We start from the raw sequence: 21,173 nt of genomic DNA, 5'->3' as shown, positions 1-21,173 counted from the left end.
GCCCTGTCCGGGCGCCAGGCCGTCCTGACGCAACACCGAATCGTCCGAGGGTGGATAACCATGTCCGAAACCGGGAACGCCCGGATGCCGCTGCCGGCCGCCGACGTCACCGAACTGATCGCGGCCCGCGCGGCGAGCGGCCCGGACGTCGTCGCCGTGCTCAGCGGCGGGCGGCGGCTGACCCACGCCGAGCTCGATGCCCGGTCCAACCGCCTCGCCCGGCTGCTGCTGCGCCACGGCGCCGGCCCCGAGCGCTTCGTCGCCGTCGCCCTGCCCCGCTCGGTGGACCAGCTGACGGCCCTGCTCGCCGTCCTCAAGACCGGCGCCGCCTACGTGCCGCTCGACCCGGACTACCCCGCCGACCGGATCGGTTACATCCTGCACGACGCGGCGCCCGCACTGGTTTTGACGAGCTATCGGATCGATTTTCCCGCAGGTGGGACGCCCGTCCTGGACATCGAGGAGGCGCTCGACGCCTCGGCGGAGCTGTCCGGGGAGGCGCTGGCCGACTCCGAGCGCACCCGCCCGCTGCTGCCCGCCGCCCCCGCGTACGCCATCTACACCTCCGGCTCCACCGGCCGGCCCAAGGGCGTGGTGATCCCGCGCTCGGGCCTGCTCAACTTCCTGCTGGGGATGGCCGACCTCTTCCCGATGACGGCCGCCGACCGGCTGCTCGCCGTCACCACCATCGCCTTCGACATCGCCGGGCTGGAGCTGTACCTGCCGCTGCTCGCCGGAGCGGGCGTGGTCATCGCCGAGCGCGAGAGCGTCCTCGACCCGGCCCGCCTCGCCGCCCTGATCGCGGACAGCGGCGCCACCCACCTCCAGGCCACCCCCTCGCTCTGGCAGGCGCTCACCGCCGAACAGACCGAAGCCGTACGGGGGTTGCGGATGCTCGTCGGCGGGGAGGCGCTGCCGCCGGCCCTGGCGGAGACGATGGCGGGCCTCGGCGAGCAGGTCGTCAACCTGTACGGCCCGACCGAGACCACCATCTGGTCCACCGCCTCCGAGGTCACCGCCTCCGAGCTCGCGGCCGGTGCCCGGCCCACCATCGGACGGCCCGTGCGCAACACCTGGGTGCGGGTGCTGGACGCCGCGCTGCGGCCGGTGGCCGACGGGGAGACCGGCGAGCTGTACATCGCCGGAGACGGCCTGGCCCGCGGCTACCTCGGCCGGCCCGGCCTGAGCGCCGAGCGCTTCCTCGCCGACCCGTACGGCCCGGCCGGCACCCGGATGTACCGCACCGGGGACCTGGTGCGCGAACTGCCCACCGGGGAACTGGAGTACCTCGGCCGGGTCGACGACCAGGTGAAGATCCGCGGCTTCCGCATCGAGCTCGGCGAGATCGAGGCCGCGCTCGCACTCCGGGAGGACGTCGCCCAGGCGGCCGTCGTCGCCCGCGAGGACCACCTCGGCGGCAAGCAGCTCGTCGCCTACCTCATCGCCGCGCCCGGCGCAGAGCTGCCCGAAGCGGCCGAACTGCGCGCCCACGTGGGCGAGTCGCTGCCCGAGTACATGGTGCCCGCCGCCTTCGTCACGCTGGACGCCTTCCCGCTCACCCCCAACGGCAAGCTGGACCGCAAGGCGCTGCCCGCCCCCGACTTCACCACCGCAGGGACGGGCCGGCGGCCCCACACCCCGCACGAGGAACTGCTCTGCGCGCTGTACGCGGAACTGCTCGGGGTGCCCGGCATCGGCATCGACGACGACTTCTTCCACTTCGGCGGGCACTCGCTGCTCGCCACCCGGCTCGTCGGGCGGGTGCGGGCGGCGCTGGGCGTCGAACTGGCCGTCCGTACGGTCTTCGAGGCGCCGACGGTGGCCATGCTCGCCCTGCGGCTCGCCGACGCGGGCGAGGCCCGGCCCGCCGTGCTGCCGGCCGTACGGCCGGAGCGGGTGCCGCTGTCGTACGCGCAGCGGCGGCTCTGGTTCCTGCACCGGCTGGAGGGGCCGAGCGCCACCTACAACCTGCCGTACGCGCTGCGGCTGTCCGGCGCCCTGGACCGGGGTGCGCTGGCGGCGGCGCTGGCGGACGTGGTGGCGCGGCACGAGAGCCTGCGGACGGTCTTCCCCGAGGACGGGGGAGTGCCGTACCAGCGGGTGCTGGAGGGGGCGGCGCCGGAGCTGGTGGTCGAGGAGGTCTCTGCGGAGGCGCTGGAGGAGGCGCTGTCGCAGGCCGCTTCGGTCGGCTTCGCGCTGGAGACCGAGATCCCGCTGCGGGCGCGGCTGTTCGCACTCGGCGGCGAGGGCGGTGACATTGAGAAGCATGTCCTGCTGCTGACCGTGCACCACATCGCCTCGGACGGCTGGTCGCTGGTCCCGCTGGGCGCGGACCTCGCGGCGGCGTACGGCGCCCGGGCGCAGGGCGCCGCCCCGCAGTGGGCGCCGCTGCCCGTCCAGTACGCCGACTACACGCTCTGGCAGCGCGAGCTGCTCGGCGAGGAGAGCGACCCGCAGAGCGTCATCTCCCGGCAGCTGGAGTTCTGGAAGGCCGAACTGGCAGGTGCCCCCGACCAGTTGGAGCTGCCGACCGACCGGCCCCGCCCGGCGGTGGCCGGCTACCGGGGTGGCAGCCTGCCGTTCACCGTCCCCGCCGAGGTCCACCGGGGCCTGCTGTCGCTGGCGCGGGAGACCCGCTCGACCCTGTTCATGGTGGTGCAGGCGGGCCTGGCGGCCCTGCTGACCCGGCTGGGCGCGGGGGAGGACCTGCCGATCGGCGGCGCCGTCGCGGGCCGCTCGGACGAGGCGCTGGACGAGCTGGTCGGCTTCTTCGTCAATACGGTGGTGCTGCGCACGGACGCCTCGGGTGACCCGACCTTCCGCGAACTGCTGGGCCGGGTAAGGGAGTCGGACCTCGCGGCCTTCGCCCACCAGGACGTCCCGTTCGAGCGCCTGGTCGACGCGGTGAGCCCGGAGCGCTCGCTGGCCCGGCACCCGCTGTTCCAGGTGATGCTGGTCCTGCAGAACACCGAGGAGGCCCGCTTCGCCCTGCCCGGCCTCAGCGGCGAGGTGCGCCGGGTGGACGCCGGGGTCGCCAAGTTCGACCTGGCCTTCGAGCTCACCGAGCTGACGGGCGGCGGCATCGGGGGCCTGCTGGAGTACGCCTGCGACCTGTACGACCGGGAGACCGTCACCCGGATCGTCGAGCGGTTCGTCCGGGTGCTGGCCGCCGTGGCCGCCGAGCCGGACCGGCCGATCGGGCGGATCGAGGTGCTGGACGCCGAGGAGCGCCGGCAGGTCATCGGCGGCGGGTGGAACCGCGCCGAGCGGCCCGTCTCCGAGCTCACCGTCCCGCGGCTGTTCGCCGCTCGCGTCGCCGCGGCCCCGGACGTGCCCGCGCTCGTCACCGAGCACGGCACGCTGTCGGCCGCCGAACTGGACGCCCGTGCCAACCGGCTGGCCCGCCACCTGATGGAGCTGGGCGTCGGCCCGGAGACCTTCGTCGGGCTGGCCCTGCCCCGCTCGGAGGACCTGGTCGTGGCCGCCCTGGCGGTCTGGAAGGCGGGCGGCGCCTACCTGCCGCTCGACCCGGCCTACCCCGCCGACCGGATCGCCTACATGCTGGAGGACGCGCGCCCGCTGCTCGTCCTCACCCGCAGCGACGTGGCCGACCGGCTGCCCGAGGGCCACGCCGCCGTCGTCCTGGACGACCCGGCCGTGCGCGGAGCCGTCGCCGGGCACTCGCCCGTCGACCCCGCCCGGCCGGTGGTGCTCGCGAACCCCGCCTACCTGATCTACACCTCCTTCGACGCGGCGTTCTGGGAGCTGTGCATGGGCCTGCTCTCGGGCGCGGCCCTGGTGGTCGTCCCCGCCGAGCGGCTCGCCGCGGGCGAGGAACTCGCGCGTACGCTCAAGGAGTTCGGCGTCACCCACGCGACCCTGCCGCCCGTCGTCCTGGCCGCGATGGACGCGGAGGCCGACGGCGGGGTCCTGGCGGGCGGCACCCTGGTCTCGGCCGGTGAGGCCCTGTCCGGCGAGGTCATGGCCCGCTGGTCCCAGGGCCGCAGGCTGATGAACGCCTACGGCCCCACCGAGATCACCGTCTGCGCGACCATCAGCGGCCCGCTGGCCGGAGCCGGATCGCCGCCGATCGGCACGCCCGTGCTCAACTCCCGGCTGTACGTGCTGGATCCGTCCCTGCGCCCGGTCGCCCCCGGGGTGGTCGGCGAGCTGTACATCGCCGGCCCCGGCGTCGCCCGCGGCTACCTGAACCGGCCCGACCTGTCCGCCCAGCGCTTCCTGGCCGACCCGTACGGCGCGCCCGGAGCCCGGATGTACCGCAGCGGCGACCTCGTCCGCTGGACGGCCGACGGCCAACTGGCCTACCTCGGGCGGGCGGACGAGCAGGTCAAGCTGCGCGGCTTCCGCATCGAGCTGGGAGAGGTCGAGGCTTCGCTCGCCGCCCAGCGGGGCGTCGGCCAGGCCACCGTGCTCGTCCGCGAGGACCAGCCCGGCAAGAAGCAGCTCGTCGGATACGTCGTCCCCGCCGAGGGCGCCGAGCTGAACCCCGCCGAACTGCGCGCGGGCGTCGGTGAGTTGCTCCCCGACTACATGGTCCCGGCCGCCGTCGTCGTCCTCGGCGCCTTCCCGCAGACGCCCAACGGCAAGCTGGACCGCCGACAGCATCGTCTCCATCCAGCTCGTCAGCCGCGCCCGCAAGGCGGGGCTGGTGATCACCCCGCGCCAGGTCTTCGAGCACAAGACCGTCGCCGCCCTGGCCGCCGTCGCCGAGGAACTGGCGCCCGACGCGGCCCCGGCGGCCGCCGACGAGGGCCTCGGCCGCATCCCGGCCACCCCGGTGATGCGCTGGCTGCTGGAGCGCGGCGGCCCGATCGGCCGGTTCAACCAGTCGATGCTGGTCAACACCCCGGCTTCCCTGACCGAGGAGCACCTGACCGGGGCCGTCCAGGCCGTCCTGGACCACCACGCCGCCCTGCGCGCCCGGCTCGTCCACGACGAGGACGAGGACGCCCCGGCCCTGGACGCACCGGCGCCCGGATCCGCCCGCGCCGCCGACCTGGTCCGCCGGATCGAGCTCAGCGAGGGCGCCGACCTGCGGGAACTGGTGGCCCGGGAGAGCGAGGCGGCCGCCGGCCGGCTCGACCCGGAGCACGGGACCATGCTCCAGGCCGTCTGGTTCGACGCGGGCCCCGGCGCCCAGGGGCGGCTGCTGCTGGTCGTCCACCACCTGGTGGTCGACGGAGTCTCCTGGCGCATCCTGCTGCCCGATCTCGCGGCCGCCTGGGAGGCCCTCGCCGCCGGGCGCACGCCCGAGCCGGAGCCGGTCGCCACCTCCTTCCGCACCTGGTCGGAGGGCCTGGCCGAGGCCGCCGAGCGCCGGGGAGCCGAACTGCCCCTGTGGACCAGGCAGTTCGACGGCATCGACCCGCTGCTCGGCGAGCACCCCTTCGACCTGGCCCGGGACACCGCCGCCACCGAGCGCACCCTGACCCGCACCCTGGAGACCGGGCTCACCGCCGAGCTGCTCACCAGCGTCCCGGCCGCCTACCACGCGGGCGTCAACGACGTGCTGCTCACCGCCTTCGCCCTCGCCGTCGCCGACCACCGGCGCCGCACCGGGCGCGCCGGGGACGGCTCCGTCCTCGTCGACCTGGAGGGCCACGGCCGCGAGGACGTGCTGCCCGGCGCCGACGTCTCCCGGACGGTCGGCTGGTTCACCAGCCTCCACCCCGTCCGCCTCGACCCCGCCGTACGCGACTGGGCCGGGCTCTGGGCCGGCGGCGCCCCCGTCGGCCAGGCGCTCAAGCTCGTCAAGGAGCAGCTGCGCGCCCTGCCCGACCACGGCCTCGGCTTCGGCCTGCTGCGCCACCTCAACCCGGCCACCGGGCGCAGACTCGCCGGCCTCGGCGAACCGCAGCTGGGCTTCAACTACCTGGGCCGCTTCCCCACCGCCGGAGGCGAGCCCTGGACGGCCGCCGCCGAGGCGGAGGCCCTCGGCGGCTCGGTGGACCCGGCGATGCCGCTGACCCACACCCTGGAGCTCAACGTCCTCACCGAGGACCACCCCACCGGCCCGAGGCTGGTGGCCACCTGGTCCTGGCCCGACCGGGCCGTGTCCGAGGCGACCGTCGCCGACCTGGCCGACCTGTGGTTCCGGGCGCTGGCCGTCATGGCCGAGCACGCCCGCACCGCCGACACCGGCGGCCACACCCCCTCGGACCTCACTCTCGTGTCCTTGTCCCAGGCCGAGATCGACCTGCTGGAAGCTGACTGGAGGATCTCAAAGTGACGAAGCCCGGCCTGGCGGACGTACTCCCGCTCTCCCCGTTGCAGGACGGCCTGCTGTTCCACTCGCTCTACGACGAGCAGGCCGCCGACGTGTACACCGTGCAGCTGGTCTTTGACCTCGAGGGCCCGCTCGACGCGCCCGCGCTGCGCGCCGCCGCCGAGGGCCTGCTGCGCCGGCACCCCAACCTGCGTGCCGCGTTCCGGCACGAAGGGCTGGCCCGGCCCGTGCAGCTCATCCCGCACGAGGTCGAGCTGCCCTGGACGGAGACCGACCTCTCGCACCACACGGACCCGGCCGCGCAGGAGGCCGAGCTGACCGCCCTGCTCCGCGCCGACCGCGCCCGCCGCTTCGACCTGTCCCGCCCGCCGCTGCTGCGCTTCGCCCTGTACCGGCTCGCCGGGCAGCGCCACCGCCTGGTGCTGACCAAGCACCACATCCTGGTCGACGGCTGGTCCATGCCCGTCCTGGTCCGCGAGCTGTTCGAGCTGTACGGGCGAGGCGGCGACGAGACGACCCTGCCCGCCGTCACCCCGTACCGCAGCTACCTCGCCTGGCTGGGCGGCCAGGACGCCGACGCCGCCCGCGACGCCTGGCGCGAGGCGCTGGCCGGCCTCGACGAGCCGACCCTGCTGGCCGGGGCCGACGCCGAGCAGGCCCGCACCCCCGAGCAGGCACAGCGCACCCCGGAGCACCGGATCGTCGAGCTGTCCGAGGAGCTGACCGGCGCCTTGCGCACCCAGGCGCGGCGCCACGGGCTGACGCTCAACAGCGTGCTCCAGGGCGCCTGGGCGCTGCTGCTCTCCAAGCTGACCGGCCGCGAGGACGTGGTCTTCGGCGCGACCGTCTCCGGCCGCCCGCCGGAGATCCCGGGCGTGGAGACGATGGTCGGCCTGTTCATCAACACCCTGCCGGTGCGGGCCCAACTGCCCGCCGCCGAGCGGCTGGTGGACGCCCTGACCCGGATGCAGGACCAGCAGGCCGGGCTGATGGCCCACCAGCACCTCGGCCTGACCGAGGTGCAGCGCCTGGCCGGGCACAGCCGGCTCTTCGACACCATCGCCGTCTTCGAGAACTACCCGCTGGACCCGGAGGCCCTCCAGCCCGCCGACAGCACCCTGCGCCTCGCGGACCTCCAGGCGATCGACGCCACCCACTACCCGCTGGGCGTCATCGCCACCGTCGTCGAGGGCCGGCTGCAGCTGCGGCTCGACCACCGCCCGGAGCTGTTCGACGCCGAGGCCGTGACGCTGATCGGCGAGCGGCTGGTGCGCCTGTTCGAGGCCATCGCCGCCGACCCCACCCAGCCCGTGGGCCGCATCGACCTGCTCGGCCCCGAGGAACTGCACCGCGTCCTCGTCGAGTGGAACGGGGACGGTGCGGAGGTCGCCCCCGCGACCATCCCCGAGCTGTTCGCCGCCCAGACCGCGCGCACCCCGCAGGCCGTCGCCGTCCACGCCGAGGGCACCGAGCTGACGTACTGGCAGCTGGACGCCCGCGCCAACCGGCTCGCCCACCTGCTCGTCGAGCGCGGCGTCGGCCCCGAGGACTTCGTCGCCCTCGCCCTGCCCCGCTCCGCCGATCTGGTCGTCGCCGTCCTCGCCGTCCTCAAGGCGGGCGCCGCCTACGTGCCGCTCGACCCCGAGTACCCGGCCGACCGGCTCGCCTACACCCTCCAGGACGCGAAGCCCGCCCTGCTGCTCACCAGCGCCGCCACCGACCTGCCGGTGGGCGGCGACACCCCGAGGCTCGTCCTCGACGACCCGGCCACCGCCGCCGAGCTGGCCGCCCGCCCGGTCTCCGCGCCCGTGGTGGCGCTGCGCCCCGAGCACCCCGCGTACGTCATCTACACCTCCGGCTCCACCGGCCGCCCCAAGGGCGTGGTGATCCCCCACCAGAACGTGGTGCGGCTCTTCGGCGCCACCGAGCACCTCTTCCACTTCGGCGCCGAGGACGTCTGGACGCTCTTCCACTCCTACGCCTTCGACTTCTCCGTCTGGGAGCTGTGGGGCCCGCTGCTGCACGGCGGCCGCCTCGTCGTGGTGCCGTACGCCGTCAGCCGCGCGCCCGAGGAGTTCCTGCGGCTGCTCGCCGAGCAGAAGGTCACGGTGCTCAACCAGACGCCGTCCGCCTTCTACCAGCTGATGCAGGCCGACCGGGAGAACCCCGAGGTGGGGCGCGAACTCGCCCTGAGGTACGTAGTGTTCGGCGGCGAGGCGCTGGACCTGTGGCGCCTGGCCGACTGGTACGAGCGCCACGACGACGCGGCGCCCGTGCTGGTCAACATGTACGGCATCACCGAGACCACCGTGCACGTCAGCCACCTCGCGCTGGACGCCCCCAGCGCCGCCGCCGGGCCCGGCAGCATGATCGGCGGGGCCATCCCGGACCTGCGCGTCCACGTCCTGGACGGCGGCCTGCGGCCCGTCGCCCCCGGCGTCGCCGGGGAGATCTACGTCGGCGGCGCGGGCCTGGCCCGCGGCTACCTCGGCCGCCCCGACCTCACCGCCGGACGCTTCGTCGCGGACCCCTTCGGCCCGGCCGGCTCCCGGCTCTACCGCACCGGCGACGTCGCCCGCTGGACGGCGGACGGCGAGCTGGAGTTCGCCGGCCGCGCCGACGACCAGGTGAAGATCCGCGGCTTCCGCATCGAACTCGGCGAGATCGAGGCCGTCCTGGCCGCCCACCCGGCCGTCGCCCAGTCCGCCGTCCTGGTCCGCGAGGACCGGCCCGGGGACCTGCGCCTCGCCGCCTACCTGGTGCCCGCCGCCGGGGAGAGCCTCGACCTGGGCGCGCTGCGCGCCCACGCCGGGCGCGCCCTGCCCGAGTACATGGTCCCCGCCGCGTTCGTGACGCTCGACGCCTTCCCGCTCACCCCCAACGGCAAGCTGGACCGCAAGGCGCTGCCCGCCCCCGAGTTCGCCGCCGGCGGCGCCGGGCGCGGCCCGCGCACCCCGCAGGAGGAGATCCTCGCCGGGATCTTCGGGGAGGTGCTGGGCGCGCCGGTGGTCGGCGTGGACGACGACTTCTTCGCCCTCGGCGGGCACTCGCTGCTCGCCACCCGGCTCGTCGGCCGGGTGCGCACGGCGCTGGGCGTCGAGCTGCCGATCCGCACCCTCTTCGAGGCGCCCACCGTCGCGGGCCTGGCCCTGCGGCTGGCCGAGGAGAGCGGGCAGGCCCGCCCGGCGCTGCTGCCGGCGGTTCGGCCCGAGCGGGTGCCGCTGTCGTATGCGCAGCGGCGGCTCTGGTTCCTGCACCGGCTGGAGGGGCCGAGCGCCACCTACAACGTGCCGCTGGCGCTGCGCCTTTCGGGCGCGCTGGACCGCGAGGCCCTGGCGGCGGCGCTGGCGGACGTGGTGGCGCGGCACGAGAGCCTGCGGACGGTCTTCCCCGAGGACGGGGGAGTGCCCTACCAGCACGTGCTGGAGGGGGCGGCGCCGGAGCTGGGCTTCACGGAGATCGCCGAGGAGGAGCTGTCCGAGGCGCTGTCCGAGGCGGCTTCGGTCGGCTTCGCGCTGGAGACCGAGATCCCGCTGCGGGCGCGGCTGTTCGCACTCGGCGGCGAGGACCACGTGCTGCTGCTGACCGTGCACCACATCGCCTCGGACGGCTGGTCGCTCGTGCCTCTGGGCGCGGACCTCGCGGCGGCGTACGGCGCCCGGGCGCAGGGCGCCGCCCCGCAGTGGGCGCCGCTGCCCGTCCAGTACGCCGACTTCACCCTGTGGCAGCGCGAGCTGCTCGGCGAGGAGGCGGACGCCGACAGTGTCATCGCCCGCCAGCTGGAGTTCTGGAAGTCCGAACTCGTCGGCGCGCCTGACCAGTTGGAGCTGCCGACCGACCGGCCCCGCCCGGCCGTCGCCACCCACCGGGGCGGGCTGCACACCTTCGAGCTCGACGGTGCCCTCCACGAGGGGCTGCTCGCGCTGGCCCGCGAGTCCCGGTCCACCCTGTTCATGGTGGTCCAGGCCGGTCTGGCCACCCTGCTGACCCGCCTGGGCGCGGGGGAGGACCTGCCGATCGGCGGCGCCGTCGCGGGCCGCTCGGACGAGGCGCTGGACGAGCTGGTCGGCTTCTTCGTCAACACCCTGGTCCTGCGCACCGACACCTCGGGCGACCCGACCTTCCGCGAACTGCTGGGCCGTGTAAGGGAGTCGGACCTCGCCGCCTTCGCCCACCAGGACGTCCCGTTCGAGCGCCTGGTCGACGCGGTGAGCCCGGACCGCTCGCTGGCCCGGCACCCGCTGTTCCAGGTGATGCTGGTCCTGCAGAACACCGCCACCGCCGAGCTGGGCCTGCCGGGCCTGGCGGCGCGACAGGAGACGGTCGGCGTCGGCGCCGCCAAGTTCGACCTCTCCTTTGAGCTGGCCGAGCGTCCCGGCGGCGGCATCGAGGGCCTGGTCGAGTACGCGACCGACCTGTTCGACCACGGCACGGTCGAGCGGATCGTCGAGCGCTTCACGCGGGTGCTGGCGGCCGTGGTCGCCGAACCCGGGCTGCGGATCGGGCAGATCGAGGTGCTGGACGCCGCCGAGCGGGAGCAGGTCGTCGGCGGGGGCTGGAACCGCGAGGAGCGGCCCGTCCCCGAGCTCACCGTCCCGCAGCTGTTCGCCGCCCGCGTGGCCGCGGCCCCGGACGCGCCGGCGCTGCTCACCGAGAGCGGCGAGCTGTCGGCCGCCGAACTGGACGCCCGCGCCAACCGGCTGGCCCGCCATCTCGTCGAACTCGGCGTCGGGCCGGAGCAGTTCGTCGCCCTCGCCCTGCCGCGCTCCACGGAGCTGGTGGTGGCCGCCCTGGCGGTGTGGAAGGCGGGCGGCGCCTACCTGCCCGTCGACCCGGCCTACCCGGCCGAGCGGATCTCGTACATGCTGGAGGACGCCCAGCCGCTGCTGGTCCTGACCCGCAGCGATGTCGCCGACTCCGTCCCCGAGGGCGACCGCCCGGTGGTCGTCCTGGACGCGCCGGAGACCCTCGCCGTCACGGCCTCCCACTTCCCGGACGAGTTCTCCAGCCCGGCAAACCTGTTGAGCCCCGCCTACCTGATCTACACCTCGGGCTCCACCTTCGACGCGGCGTTCTGGGAGCTGTGCATGGGCCTGCTCTCGGGCGCGGCCCTGGTGGTCGTCCCCGCCGAGCGGCTCGCCGCGGGCGAGGAACTCGCCCGTACGCTCACCGAGTTCGGGGTCACCCACGCGACGATCCCGCCCGTGGTCCTCGCCGCGATGGAGCCCGAGGCGGGCCTGCTGCCCGGCGGCACGCTGGTCTCGGCCGGCGAGGCGCTCTCCGGGGAGGTCGTCGGCCGTTGGTCGCCCGGCCGCCGCCTGGTGAACGCCTACGGCCCGACCGAGTCCACCGTCTGCGCCTCGATGAGCGGCGCCCTCGGCGAAGCCGTCGCCCCGCCGATCGGCACCCCGGTGTTCAACACCCGCCTGTACGTGCTGGATCCGGCCCTGCGCCCGGTGGCGCCCGGCGTGGTCGGCGAGCTGTTCATCGCCGGGCCGAGCCTGGCGCGCGGCTACCTGAACCGGGCCGACCTGTCCGCCCAGCGCTTCGTCGCCGACCCGTACGGCCCGGCCGGAAGCCGGATGTACCGCACCGGCGACCTCGCCCGCTGGAACACGGACGGCCAACTCGTCTACGTCGGCAGGGCGGACGAGCAGGTCAAGCTGCGCGGCTTCCGCATCGAGCTGGGCGAGGTGGAGGCTTCGCTCGCCGCCCAGCAGGGCGTCGGCCAGGTGGCGGTGCTGGTCCGCGAGGACCAGCCGGGCAAGAAGCAGCTCGTCGGATACGTCGTCCCCACCGAGGGCGCCTCGCCGGACCCGGCCGAACTGCGGGCCGGTGTCGGCGAGTTGCTCCCCGACTACATGGTCCCGGCCGCCGTCGTCCTCCTGGACGCGCTGCCGCAGACGCCCAACGGCAAGCTGGACCGCAAAGCCTTGCCCGCCCCGGACCTGACCGCCGCCACCACCGGCGCGACAGCATCGTCTCCATCCAGCTCGTCAGCCGCGCCCGCAAGGCGGGGCTGGTGATCACCCCGCGCCAGGTCTTCGAGCACAAGACCGTCGCCGCCCTCGCGGCCGTCGCCGGCAGCCTCGACCAGGTCGTCAGCGAGGGCCCGGACGACGGCCTCGGCGAGGTGCCGCTCACCCCGACCGTCCACTGGCTGCGCGAACGCGGCGGCCCCATCGGCCGGTTCAACCAGTCCACCCTGGTGCACGCCCCGGCCGGGCTCACCGAGGAGCACCTCACCGCCGCCGTCCGGGCCGTCCTGGACCACCACGACGCCCTGCGGCTGCGGCTGACCCGCGACACCGGCCAGTGGCGCCTGACCGTCCCCGAGCGCGGCAGCGCCGACGCGGCCGCCGCCGTGCTGCGCGTCGACACCGCGGGCCTCGGCGCCGACGCCCTGCGCGCCCTCACCTCCGAGCAGAGCGAGGCCGCCTGGGCCCGGATCTCCCCGGACGAGGGCGCCATGCTCCAGGTCGTCTGGTTCGACGCGGGCCCCGGCGCCCAGGGCCGGCTGCTGATCGTCGCCCACCACCTGGTGGTCGACAACGTCTCCTGGCAGGTCCTCGTCCCCGACCTGGCCGCCGCCTGCGAGGCGCTGGCCGCCGGGCGCGAGATCGAGCTCCAGCCCACCGGCACCTCGCTGCGCCGCTGGGCCGAGCACCTGGTCGCGCTGGCCCACAAGCCCGAGCGGGCGGCCGAACTCGCCCTCTGGGAGGAGATGCTGGACATCCCGGACGCCCTGCTCGGCGACCGGCCGCTCGACCCGGGCCAGGACGTGCTGGGCACCATGCGCTTCCTCACCCGCACCGAGCCCGCCGAGCACGTCGCCCCGCTGCTCACCACCCTGCCCGCCGCCTACCACGCGGGCGTCAACGACGTGCTGCTCACCGCCCTCGCCCTGGCCGTCGCCGACTGGCGGGCCGCGCGCGGCGAGGAGGAGGAGACGGCCGTCCTGGTCGACCTGGAGGGCCACGGCCGCGAGGACGTCGTCGAGGGCGTCGACCTCTCCCGCACGGTCGGCTGGTTCACCAGCCTCCACCCCGTCCGGCTCGACGTGGAGGGCGTGGACCGCACCGAGGTCGAGGGCGGCGGCGCGGGCGTCGGCCAGGCGCTCAAGCTGGTCAAGGAGCAGCTGCGCGCCGCCCCCGACAACGGCCTCGGCTACGGGCTGCTGCGCCACCTCAACCACGACACCCGGGCGGTGCTGGCCGAACTCCCGGGCCCGCAGGTCAGCTTCAACTACCTCGGCCGCACCCAGGCCGGCGGCGCCGCCGCCGCCGAGCCGTGGACCCCGGTGGTCGACGACCACATGGTCGGCGGCGCCGACCTGGCCGGCGGGCGCCCCGAGCCCGAGACGCCGATGACCCACGCGCTGGCCGTCAACGCACTCACCGAGGACCACCCGGACGGGCCACGCCTGCTGCTCGTCTGGTCCTGGCCGCAGCGGCTCCTGCGCGAGCAGGACGTCGAAGCCCTGGCCGACTGCTTCAGCAGCGCCGTCCAGGCCCTGGCCGCACACGCCGAACGCCCCGACAGCGGTGGCTTCACCCCGTCCGACCTGAACCTGGTCACCCTGAGCCAGGACGAACTGGACGGTTTCGCAGCGGAGTTGGACGAGGAATTCGCCGACGAGCTGGACGAGGACGACTTCGAGGACGAATGGGAGACCGCAAAGTGAGCACCGAGTCCGGCGTGAAGAACCCCGGCACCGCCACCAGGAGCGCCGGGGCGAAGAAGTCCGCCGTCGAGGACATCCTCCCGCTCTCGCCCCTCCAGGAGGGCATGCTCTTCCAGGCCCTCTACGACCAGGACGGCCCCGACCTCTACGTCCACCAGCTGCTGCTGGACCTCGAGGGCCCGCTCGACACCCGCGCCCTGCGCCTGGCCGCCCGCACCCTGCTGGAGCGCCACGCCAACCTGCGCGTCGGCTTCCGCAGCGACAGGGTGAGCAAGCCCGTCCAGCTGGTGCACCGCAAGGTCAACGTGCCCTGGGAGCAGATCGACCTCAGCTCCCTGGACGCCGAGCGCCAGGAGGCCGAACTGGCCCGCCTCGCCGACGAGGACCAGGCCCGCCCCTTCGACCTCACCCGCCCGCCGCTGATGCGCTTCACCGTCTTCCGGCTCGCGCCCGAGCGCTTCCGGCTGATGCTGACCAAGCACCACATCCTGATGGACGGCTGGTCGGTGCCCGTCCTGATCCGCGAGCTGTTCGAGCTGTACGGCAGCCGCGGCGACGCCTCCGTGCTGCGCCCGGTCACCCCGTACCGCGACTACCTCACCTGGCTGGCCGGCCAGGACGCCGACGCCGCCGAGCAGGCGTGGCGCCAGGCGCTGGCCGGCATCGACGAGCCCACCCAGGTCGCCCCCGCCCACCGGGGCCGGGCCATGGTGCGCCCCGGCTGGCTGCGCCAGGAGGTGCCCACCGAGGTCACCGCGGCCCTGCAGTCCCTGGCCCGCAGCCACGGGCTCACCGTCAACACCGTCGTCCAGGGCGTCTGGGGCCTGCTGCTGAGCGCCCTCACCGGCCGCGAGGACGTGGTGTTCGGCGCGATCGTCTCCGGCCGCCCGCCGGAGATCCCCGAGGTCGACACCATGGTCGGCCTGTTCATCAACACCCTGCCCGTGCGGGTGCGGCTACGGGCCGGGGACTCCCTGCTGGGCGCGCTGACCCGGCTGCAGGCCGAGCAGAGCGAACTGCTGGCCCACCAGCACGTCAGCCTCACCGACGTGCAGCAACTCGCGGGCCACAACGAGCTGTTCGACACCACGCTGGTCTACCAGAACTACCCCGTCGACCCGACCACCGAGCACCTGGAGGTCAACGGCGTCCGCTTCTCCGGCGTCGACGGCCGCGACGGCGCGCACTACCCGCTCAACCTCGCCGCCGGCCTGATGGGCGAGGACCTGCACCTGCGGCTCTGCTACGCCCCCGACCTCTTCGACGAGGACGCGGCCCGGGCCGTCGTCGACCGACTGCTACGGCTGCTCACCGCCGTCGCCGCCGACCCGCACCAGCTCATCGCCCGCCTGGACGTGCTCTCCGCCGAGGAGCGCCGCAGCCTGCTCACCGACTGGAACGCCAGCGAGCGCGAGACGGCCCCGGCGACCCTGCCCGAGCTGTTCCAGGCCCGCGTCGCCGCCGACCCGCAGGCGCCCGCGCTGCTCTTCCAGGACGAGGTGGTCTCCTACGGCGAGCTCAACGAGCGCGCCAACCGGCTGGCCCACCACCTGATCGCCGCGGGCGTCGGCCCCGAGCAGTTCGTCGCCGTCTCGGTGCCCCGCTCGGTGGAGCTGATCGTCGCCCTGTGGGCCGTGGCCAAGGCGGGAGCCGCCTACCTGCCGCTGGACCCGCAGTACCCGGCCGACCGGCTCTCGTTCATGATCGCCGACGCCCGGCCGGTGCTGAGCCTGGCCACGGCCGCCACCGCCGGACTCCTGGACGCCGCGGGCGCGGACGTGCCCCGCGTCGTCCTGGACGACCCGGCCGTGCTCGCCGCCCTGGCCGAGCGCCCGGCGAGCGACCCGACCGACGCCGAGCGCACCGCCCCGCTGCACCTGGACAACCCGGTGTACATCATCTACACCTCCGGCTCCACCGGCCGCCCCAAGGGCGTCCTCGTGCCGCACCGGGGCCTGGCCAGCCTGGTCGCCACCCAGTCGGAGGCCGTCCAGGCCGGGCCCGGCAGCCGGGTGCTCCAGTTCGCCTCCGTCAGCTTCGACGCCGGGTTCTGGGACATCGCCATGGGCCTGTTCTCCGGCGCCGCCCTCGTCCTCGGCACCGCCGACGACGTGCTCCCGGGCGAGCCGCTGACCGAACTGGTCCGCCGCCACGGCGTCACCCACGCCACCCTGCCGCCCGTCGCCCTGGCCGCCATGCCCGCCGGGGACGAGGTCCTCGCCGGCGCCACCCTGGTCTCCACCGGCGACGCCTGCACCCCCGAACTGGTCGCCCGCTGGTCGCCCGGGCGCCGCCTGCTCAACGGCTACGGCCCCACCGAGACCACCGTCGGCGCCACCATGAGCGGCACCCTCGACAGCGACGTCCTGGAGGGCGGCACCACCCCGCCCATCGGCCGACCCTTCGCCAACTCCCGGGTGTACGTGCTGGACAAGGCGCTACGCCCGGTGCCGCCCGGCGTGGCCGGGGAGATGTACATCTCCGGCGAGGGCCTGGCCCGCGGATACCTCAAGCGCCCCGGCCTGACCGCCGAGCGCTTCGTCGCCAACCCGTACGGCGCGCCCGGCTCCCGGCTCTACCGCTCCGGCGACCTCGGCCGCTGGCGCGCCGACGGCCAGCTGGAGTTCGCCGGCCGCGCCGACGACCAGGTCAAGGTGCGCGGCTTCCGCATCGAGCTGGGCGAGATCGAGTCCGTCCTCGGCCTGCACCCGGGCGTCGGCCACGCCGCCGTGATCGTCCGCGAGGACGAGCCCGGCGACAAGCGCGTGGTCGCCTACCTGGTCGCCGCCAAGGAACGCACCCTCCCCGCCGACGAGCTGCGCGAGTACCTGGGCGCCAAGCTGCCCGAGTTCATGGTCCCCTCCGCCTTCGTGGTGCTCGACGCGTTCCCGCTGATGCCCAACGGCAAGCTGGACCGCAAGGCCCTGCCCGCCCCCGAGCAGTCCGGCGCGCCCGGCGGCCGCGAGCCGCAGGGCCCCGAAGAGGAGGCGCTGTGCGCGCTCTTCTCCGAGGTGCTCGGCCTGGAGTCGGTCGGCGTCGACAAGAGCTTCTTCGAGCTCGGCGGCCACTCGCTGCTCGCCACCCGGCTCGTCAGCCGCGTCCGCTCCGACCTCGGCGTCGAACTGCCCATCCGCGCGCTGTTCGAGGCGCCCACCGTCGAGCAGCTCGCCGAGCGCGTCGCCGCCGCCGGCGGCGCCCGGGCCGCCCTGCGCGCCGGCACCCGGCCCGAGACCGTCCCGCTGTCCTTCGCGCAGCGCCGCCTCTGGTTCCTCAACCGGATGCAGGGCGGCCAGGACGCCACCTACAACATCCCGATGGCCGTACGCCTGCACGGCGCCCTGGACCGGGCCGCCCTCGAGACGGCCCTGGCCGACCTCGTCGAGCGGCACGAGAGCCTGCGCACCGTCTTCCCCGACCGCGACGGCGAGCCGCGTCAGCACGTCCTCGCCGCCGCCGACGCCCGGCCCGCGCTGCCCGTCACCGAGGCCACCGAGGCGGGCCTGGAGGCGGCGATCGAGCGCTCCGCCACCCGCGGCTTCGACCTCGCCGTGGACCGGCCGCTGCGCGCCGAGCTGTTCGCCCTCGGCCCGGACGGCAGTGACACCGAACAGCACGTCCTCCTGCTGACCCTGCACCACATCGCCACCGACGGCTGGTCCATCGCGCCGCTCGCCCGCGACCTGTCCACCGCCTACGCGGCCCGCTGCCGCGGCGAGGCGCCCGCCTACCGGCCGCTGCCCGTCCAGTACGCCGACTACGCGCTCTGGCAGCGCCGCGCCCTCGGCAGCGAGGACGACCCGAGGAGCCAGGCGTCCCGGCAGCTGGACCACTGGCGCCAGGCCCTGGCCGGCCTGCCCGACCAGCTCTCCCTGCCCGCCGACCGGCCCCGCCCGGCCGTCTCCGCCCACCGCGGCGACGGCGTCGCCTTCACCCTCGACGCCCAGTTGCACGCCCGCCTCGCCGGGCTCGCCCGCGACGGCCGGGCCAGCATGTTCATGGTGCTCCAGGCCGGGCTGGCCGCCCTGCTCGGGGCCCTCGGCGCCGGGACGGACGTCCCGATCGGCACCCCGATCGCCGGCCGCACCGACGAGGCCCTGGACGACCTGATCGGCTTCTTCGTCAACACCCTCGTCCTGCGCACCGACGTCTCCGGCGAGCCGACCTTCCGGCAGCTCGTCGACCGCGTCCGCGAGACCGACCTCGCCGCCTACGCCCACCAGGACCTGCCCTTCGAGCGGCTCGTCGAGGTGCTCAACCCCCGGCGCTCGCTCTCCCGGCACCCGCTCTTCCAGGTGCTGCTGACCGTCCACAACAACGCCGAGGCGTCCATCGAACTGCCCGGCCTGACCGCCGAGCCGTACGCCCACACCGAGAAGGTCGCCAAGTTCGACCTCGCCGCCCACCTCGGCGAGCGGTTCTCCGCCGCCGGAGCCCCGGCCGGGATCGACGGCATCCTCCAGTACGACACCGAGCTGTTCGACCGCTCCACCGCCGAGAAGCTCACCGAGCGCCTGATCCGGCTGCTCACCGCCGCCGCCGAGGCCCCGGACCAGCCGCTGGGCCGGATCGACCTGCTGGAGGAGGCCGAGCGCCGGCAACTGCTCACCGAGTGGAGCGGCGAGCGCCGCGAGGTGCCCGTGGTGCCCGTCCCGGAGCTGTTCCAGGCCCAGGCGGCCCGCACCCCGGAGGCCACGGCCCTGGTCGCGGGCGCGGAGACGCTCAGCTACGCCGAGCTGAACGCCCGCGCCAACCGGCTCGCCCGGGTGCTCGTCGCCCGCGGCGCGGGCCCCGACACCCTGGTGGCGCTCGCCCTGCCCCGTACGGCCGAGCTGGTCGTCGCCCTGCTCGCGGTGCTCAAGTCCGGCGCCGCCTACCTGCCGCTCGACCCGGAGCACCCGGCCGAGCGCACCCGCCACGTGCTCGCCGACGCCGCCCCCGCGCTCCTGCTCACCGACGGCGCGCACCGCGAGGGCCTGGCCCTGCCCGAGGACACCGAGGCGTTCCTGCTGGACCGCCCCGGCATCGGCGAACTGCTGGCCCGCCAGCTGCCCACCGACCTCACCGACGCGGACCGCACCGCGCCGCTGACCGCCGGGCACGCCGCGTACGTCATCTACACCTCCGGCTCCACGGGCCGGCCCAAGGGCGTCGTCGTCGAGCACCGCTCGGTCGCCGACTACCTCGGCTGGACCACGGCCGCCTACCCGGCCGCGAGCGGCGCGGCCCTGCTGCACTCCCCGGTCACCTTCGACCTGACCGTCACCGCGCTCTACACCCCGCTCGTCTCCGGCGGCGCCGTCCACCTGGCCGCGCTCGCCGAGGACGCGGCCACCGAGGCGGCCCTCGCCGAGCGGCCGGTGACCTTCCTCAAGGCCACCCCCAGCCACCTGCCGCTGCTCGCCGAACTGCCCGACGCCTTCTCGCCCACCGGCGAACTGCTCATCGGCGGCGAGGCGCTCACCGGCGAGGCCGTCCGGGCCTGGCGCGAGCGCCACCCGCGGGCCACGGTCGTCAACGTCTACGGACCGACCGAGGCCACCGTCAACTGCACCGAGTACCGCGTTCCCGCCGGGCAGGCGCTGCCCTCCGGGCCCGTCCCGATCGGCCGGCCCTTCCCCAACACCCGCGCCTACGTGCTGGATTCGGCGCTGCGGCCCGTCCCGGCCGGACAGAGCGGCGAGCTGTACATCGCCGGCGCGAGCCTGGCCCGCGGGTACCTCAGGCGCCCCGGCCTGACCGCCGAGCGCTTCACCGCCGACCCGTACGGCCCGGCCGGAAGCCGGATGTACCGCACCGGCGACCTCGCCCGCTGGAACACGGACGGCCAACTCGTCTACCTCGGCCGCGCCGACGACCAGGTCAAGCTGCGCGGCCACCGCATCGAGCCCGGCGAGGTCGAGGCCGCGCTCACCGCCCACGGGAGCATCGCCCGGGCCGCCGTGGTCCTGCGCGAGGACGTCCCCGGCGACCAGCGGCTCGTCGCCTACGCGGTGCCCGCCCCCGGCGCGGAGCCGGACCCGGCCGCCCTGCGCGGCCACCTCGCGGGCCTGCTGCCCGAGTACATGGTCCCGGCGGCCGTCGTCCTCCTGGACACCCTGCCGCTCAGCGCCCACGGCAAGCTCGACCGCACCGCGCTGCCCGCACCGGAGTTCGGCCCCGCCGGGCCCGGCCGCGCACCCCGCAACCCGCGCGAGGAGCAACTGCTCGCCCTGTTCGCCGAGGTCCTCGGCATCACCGGCCCCGCCCTCACCGACCTCGGCATCGACGACGACTTCTTCGACCTCGGAGGCCACTCCCTGCTGATCACCCGCCTCGCCGGGCGCATCCGCGAGACCCTGGACGCCGACCTCACCATCCGCGCGCTCTTCGAGGCGCCCACCGTCGCCCGGCTCGCCGAACGCCTCGGCACCACCGGGAACGGCTTCGACGACTCCCTGGACGTGCTGCTCCCGCTGCGCGCCGAGGGCAGCCGCGCCCCGCTCTTCTGCGTCCACCCGGGCCTGGGCATCGGCTGGGTCTACTCGGGCCTCGCCCGCGCCCTCAAGGACCGCCCGCTGTACGCCCTCCAGGCCCGGGGCCTGCGCGGCGGCGGCGAGGGCGGCGAGGGTGAACTGCCGGGCAGCGTCGAGGAGATGGCGCGGGACTACGCCGCCCACCTGCGGGCCGTACAGCCCCAGGGGCCGTACCACCTGCTCGGCTGGTCCTTCGGCGGCGTCGTCGCCCAGGCCGTCGCCGCGCAGTTGGAGGCCGACGGCCAGCGGGTCGCGCTGCTCACCCTGCTGGACGCCTACCCGCACGGACGCGCCCACACCGAGCAGGACGGCGCCGCCCTCCGCCGCGAACTCGTCGCCCTGGCCGGTTCCCACGAGGCGGGGGAGCCGACACCCGAGGAGGCCGCCGCCGTACTCGGCGCGAACCTGCTGCCCGGCATCGAGGCCCGGCACGTGGAGGCCATCGAGAAGGTCGCCGCCAACAACGGCCGCCTGGCCGACCAGGTGCGCCCCGCCGTCACCCGCGCCGACGTCCTGTACTTCTTCGCCACCGAGGGCCGGGACGAGTCCGCGCCGCAGGTGGAGTCCTGGCGGCCGTACCTGGCCGGAGCCTTCGAGGTCGTCGAGGTCGCCTGCGCCCACGACGCGATGACGGCCCCCGCCCCGATCGCCGAGATCGGCCGGGCGCTGGCCGAGCGGCTCGACGCCGCCGCCAACTGACCGGCCACGCGCGGAACTTTCCGACCAACGA

General features: G+C 75.2%; 4 protein-coding genes and 1 pseudogene. All 5 read left to right on the top strand.

What is annotated here, in order from left to right:
• Positions 1-60: 60 nt before the first annotated feature.
• Positions 61-4,548 (top strand): annotated as a pseudogene (locus tag IH61_RS47380) (amino acid adenylation domain-containing protein); the annotation flags it as partial.
• On the top strand, positions 4,532-6,250 hold the full coding sequence (locus tag IH61_RS50435; protein ID WP_107057292.1) for a condensation domain-containing protein: 1,719 nt from the start codon (positions 4,532-4,534) through the stop codon (positions 6,248-6,250). The pseudogene IH61_RS47380 and the gene IH61_RS50435, both read left to right, overlap by 17 nt.
• Complete coding sequence (locus tag IH61_RS41860) at positions 6,247-12,273, top strand: non-ribosomal peptide synthetase (protein WP_107057291.1); 6,027 nt, start codon at positions 6,247-6,249, stop codon at positions 12,271-12,273. Before IH61_RS50435 ends, IH61_RS41860 begins: the two co-directional genes overlap by 4 nt.
• A complete protein-coding gene (locus IH61_RS47375; protein ID WP_234327424.1) occupies positions 12,225-13,931 on the top strand; it encodes a condensation domain-containing protein in 1,707 nt (568 codons plus the stop codon). Before IH61_RS41860 ends, IH61_RS47375 begins: the two co-directional genes overlap by 49 nt.
• Positions 13,928-21,142 (top strand): amino acid adenylation domain-containing protein, encoded by a 7,215-nt coding sequence (locus IH61_RS0132225; protein WP_051838452.1) that lies wholly within the window; start codon positions 13,928-13,930, stop codon positions 21,140-21,142. The genes IH61_RS47375 and IH61_RS0132225 overlap by 4 nt, the downstream gene beginning before the upstream one ends.
• The last annotated feature ends 31 nt before the right edge of the window (positions 21,143-21,173 follow it).

Source organism: Streptomyces sp. NRRL WC-3742 (genome assembly GCF_000720635.1).
Taxonomy (GTDB): Bacteria; Actinomycetota; Actinomycetes; order Streptomycetales; family Streptomycetaceae; genus Kitasatospora.
Note: the sequence above shows the minus strand (reverse complement) of the source record. Positions and strands in the feature narration are given on the sequence as shown.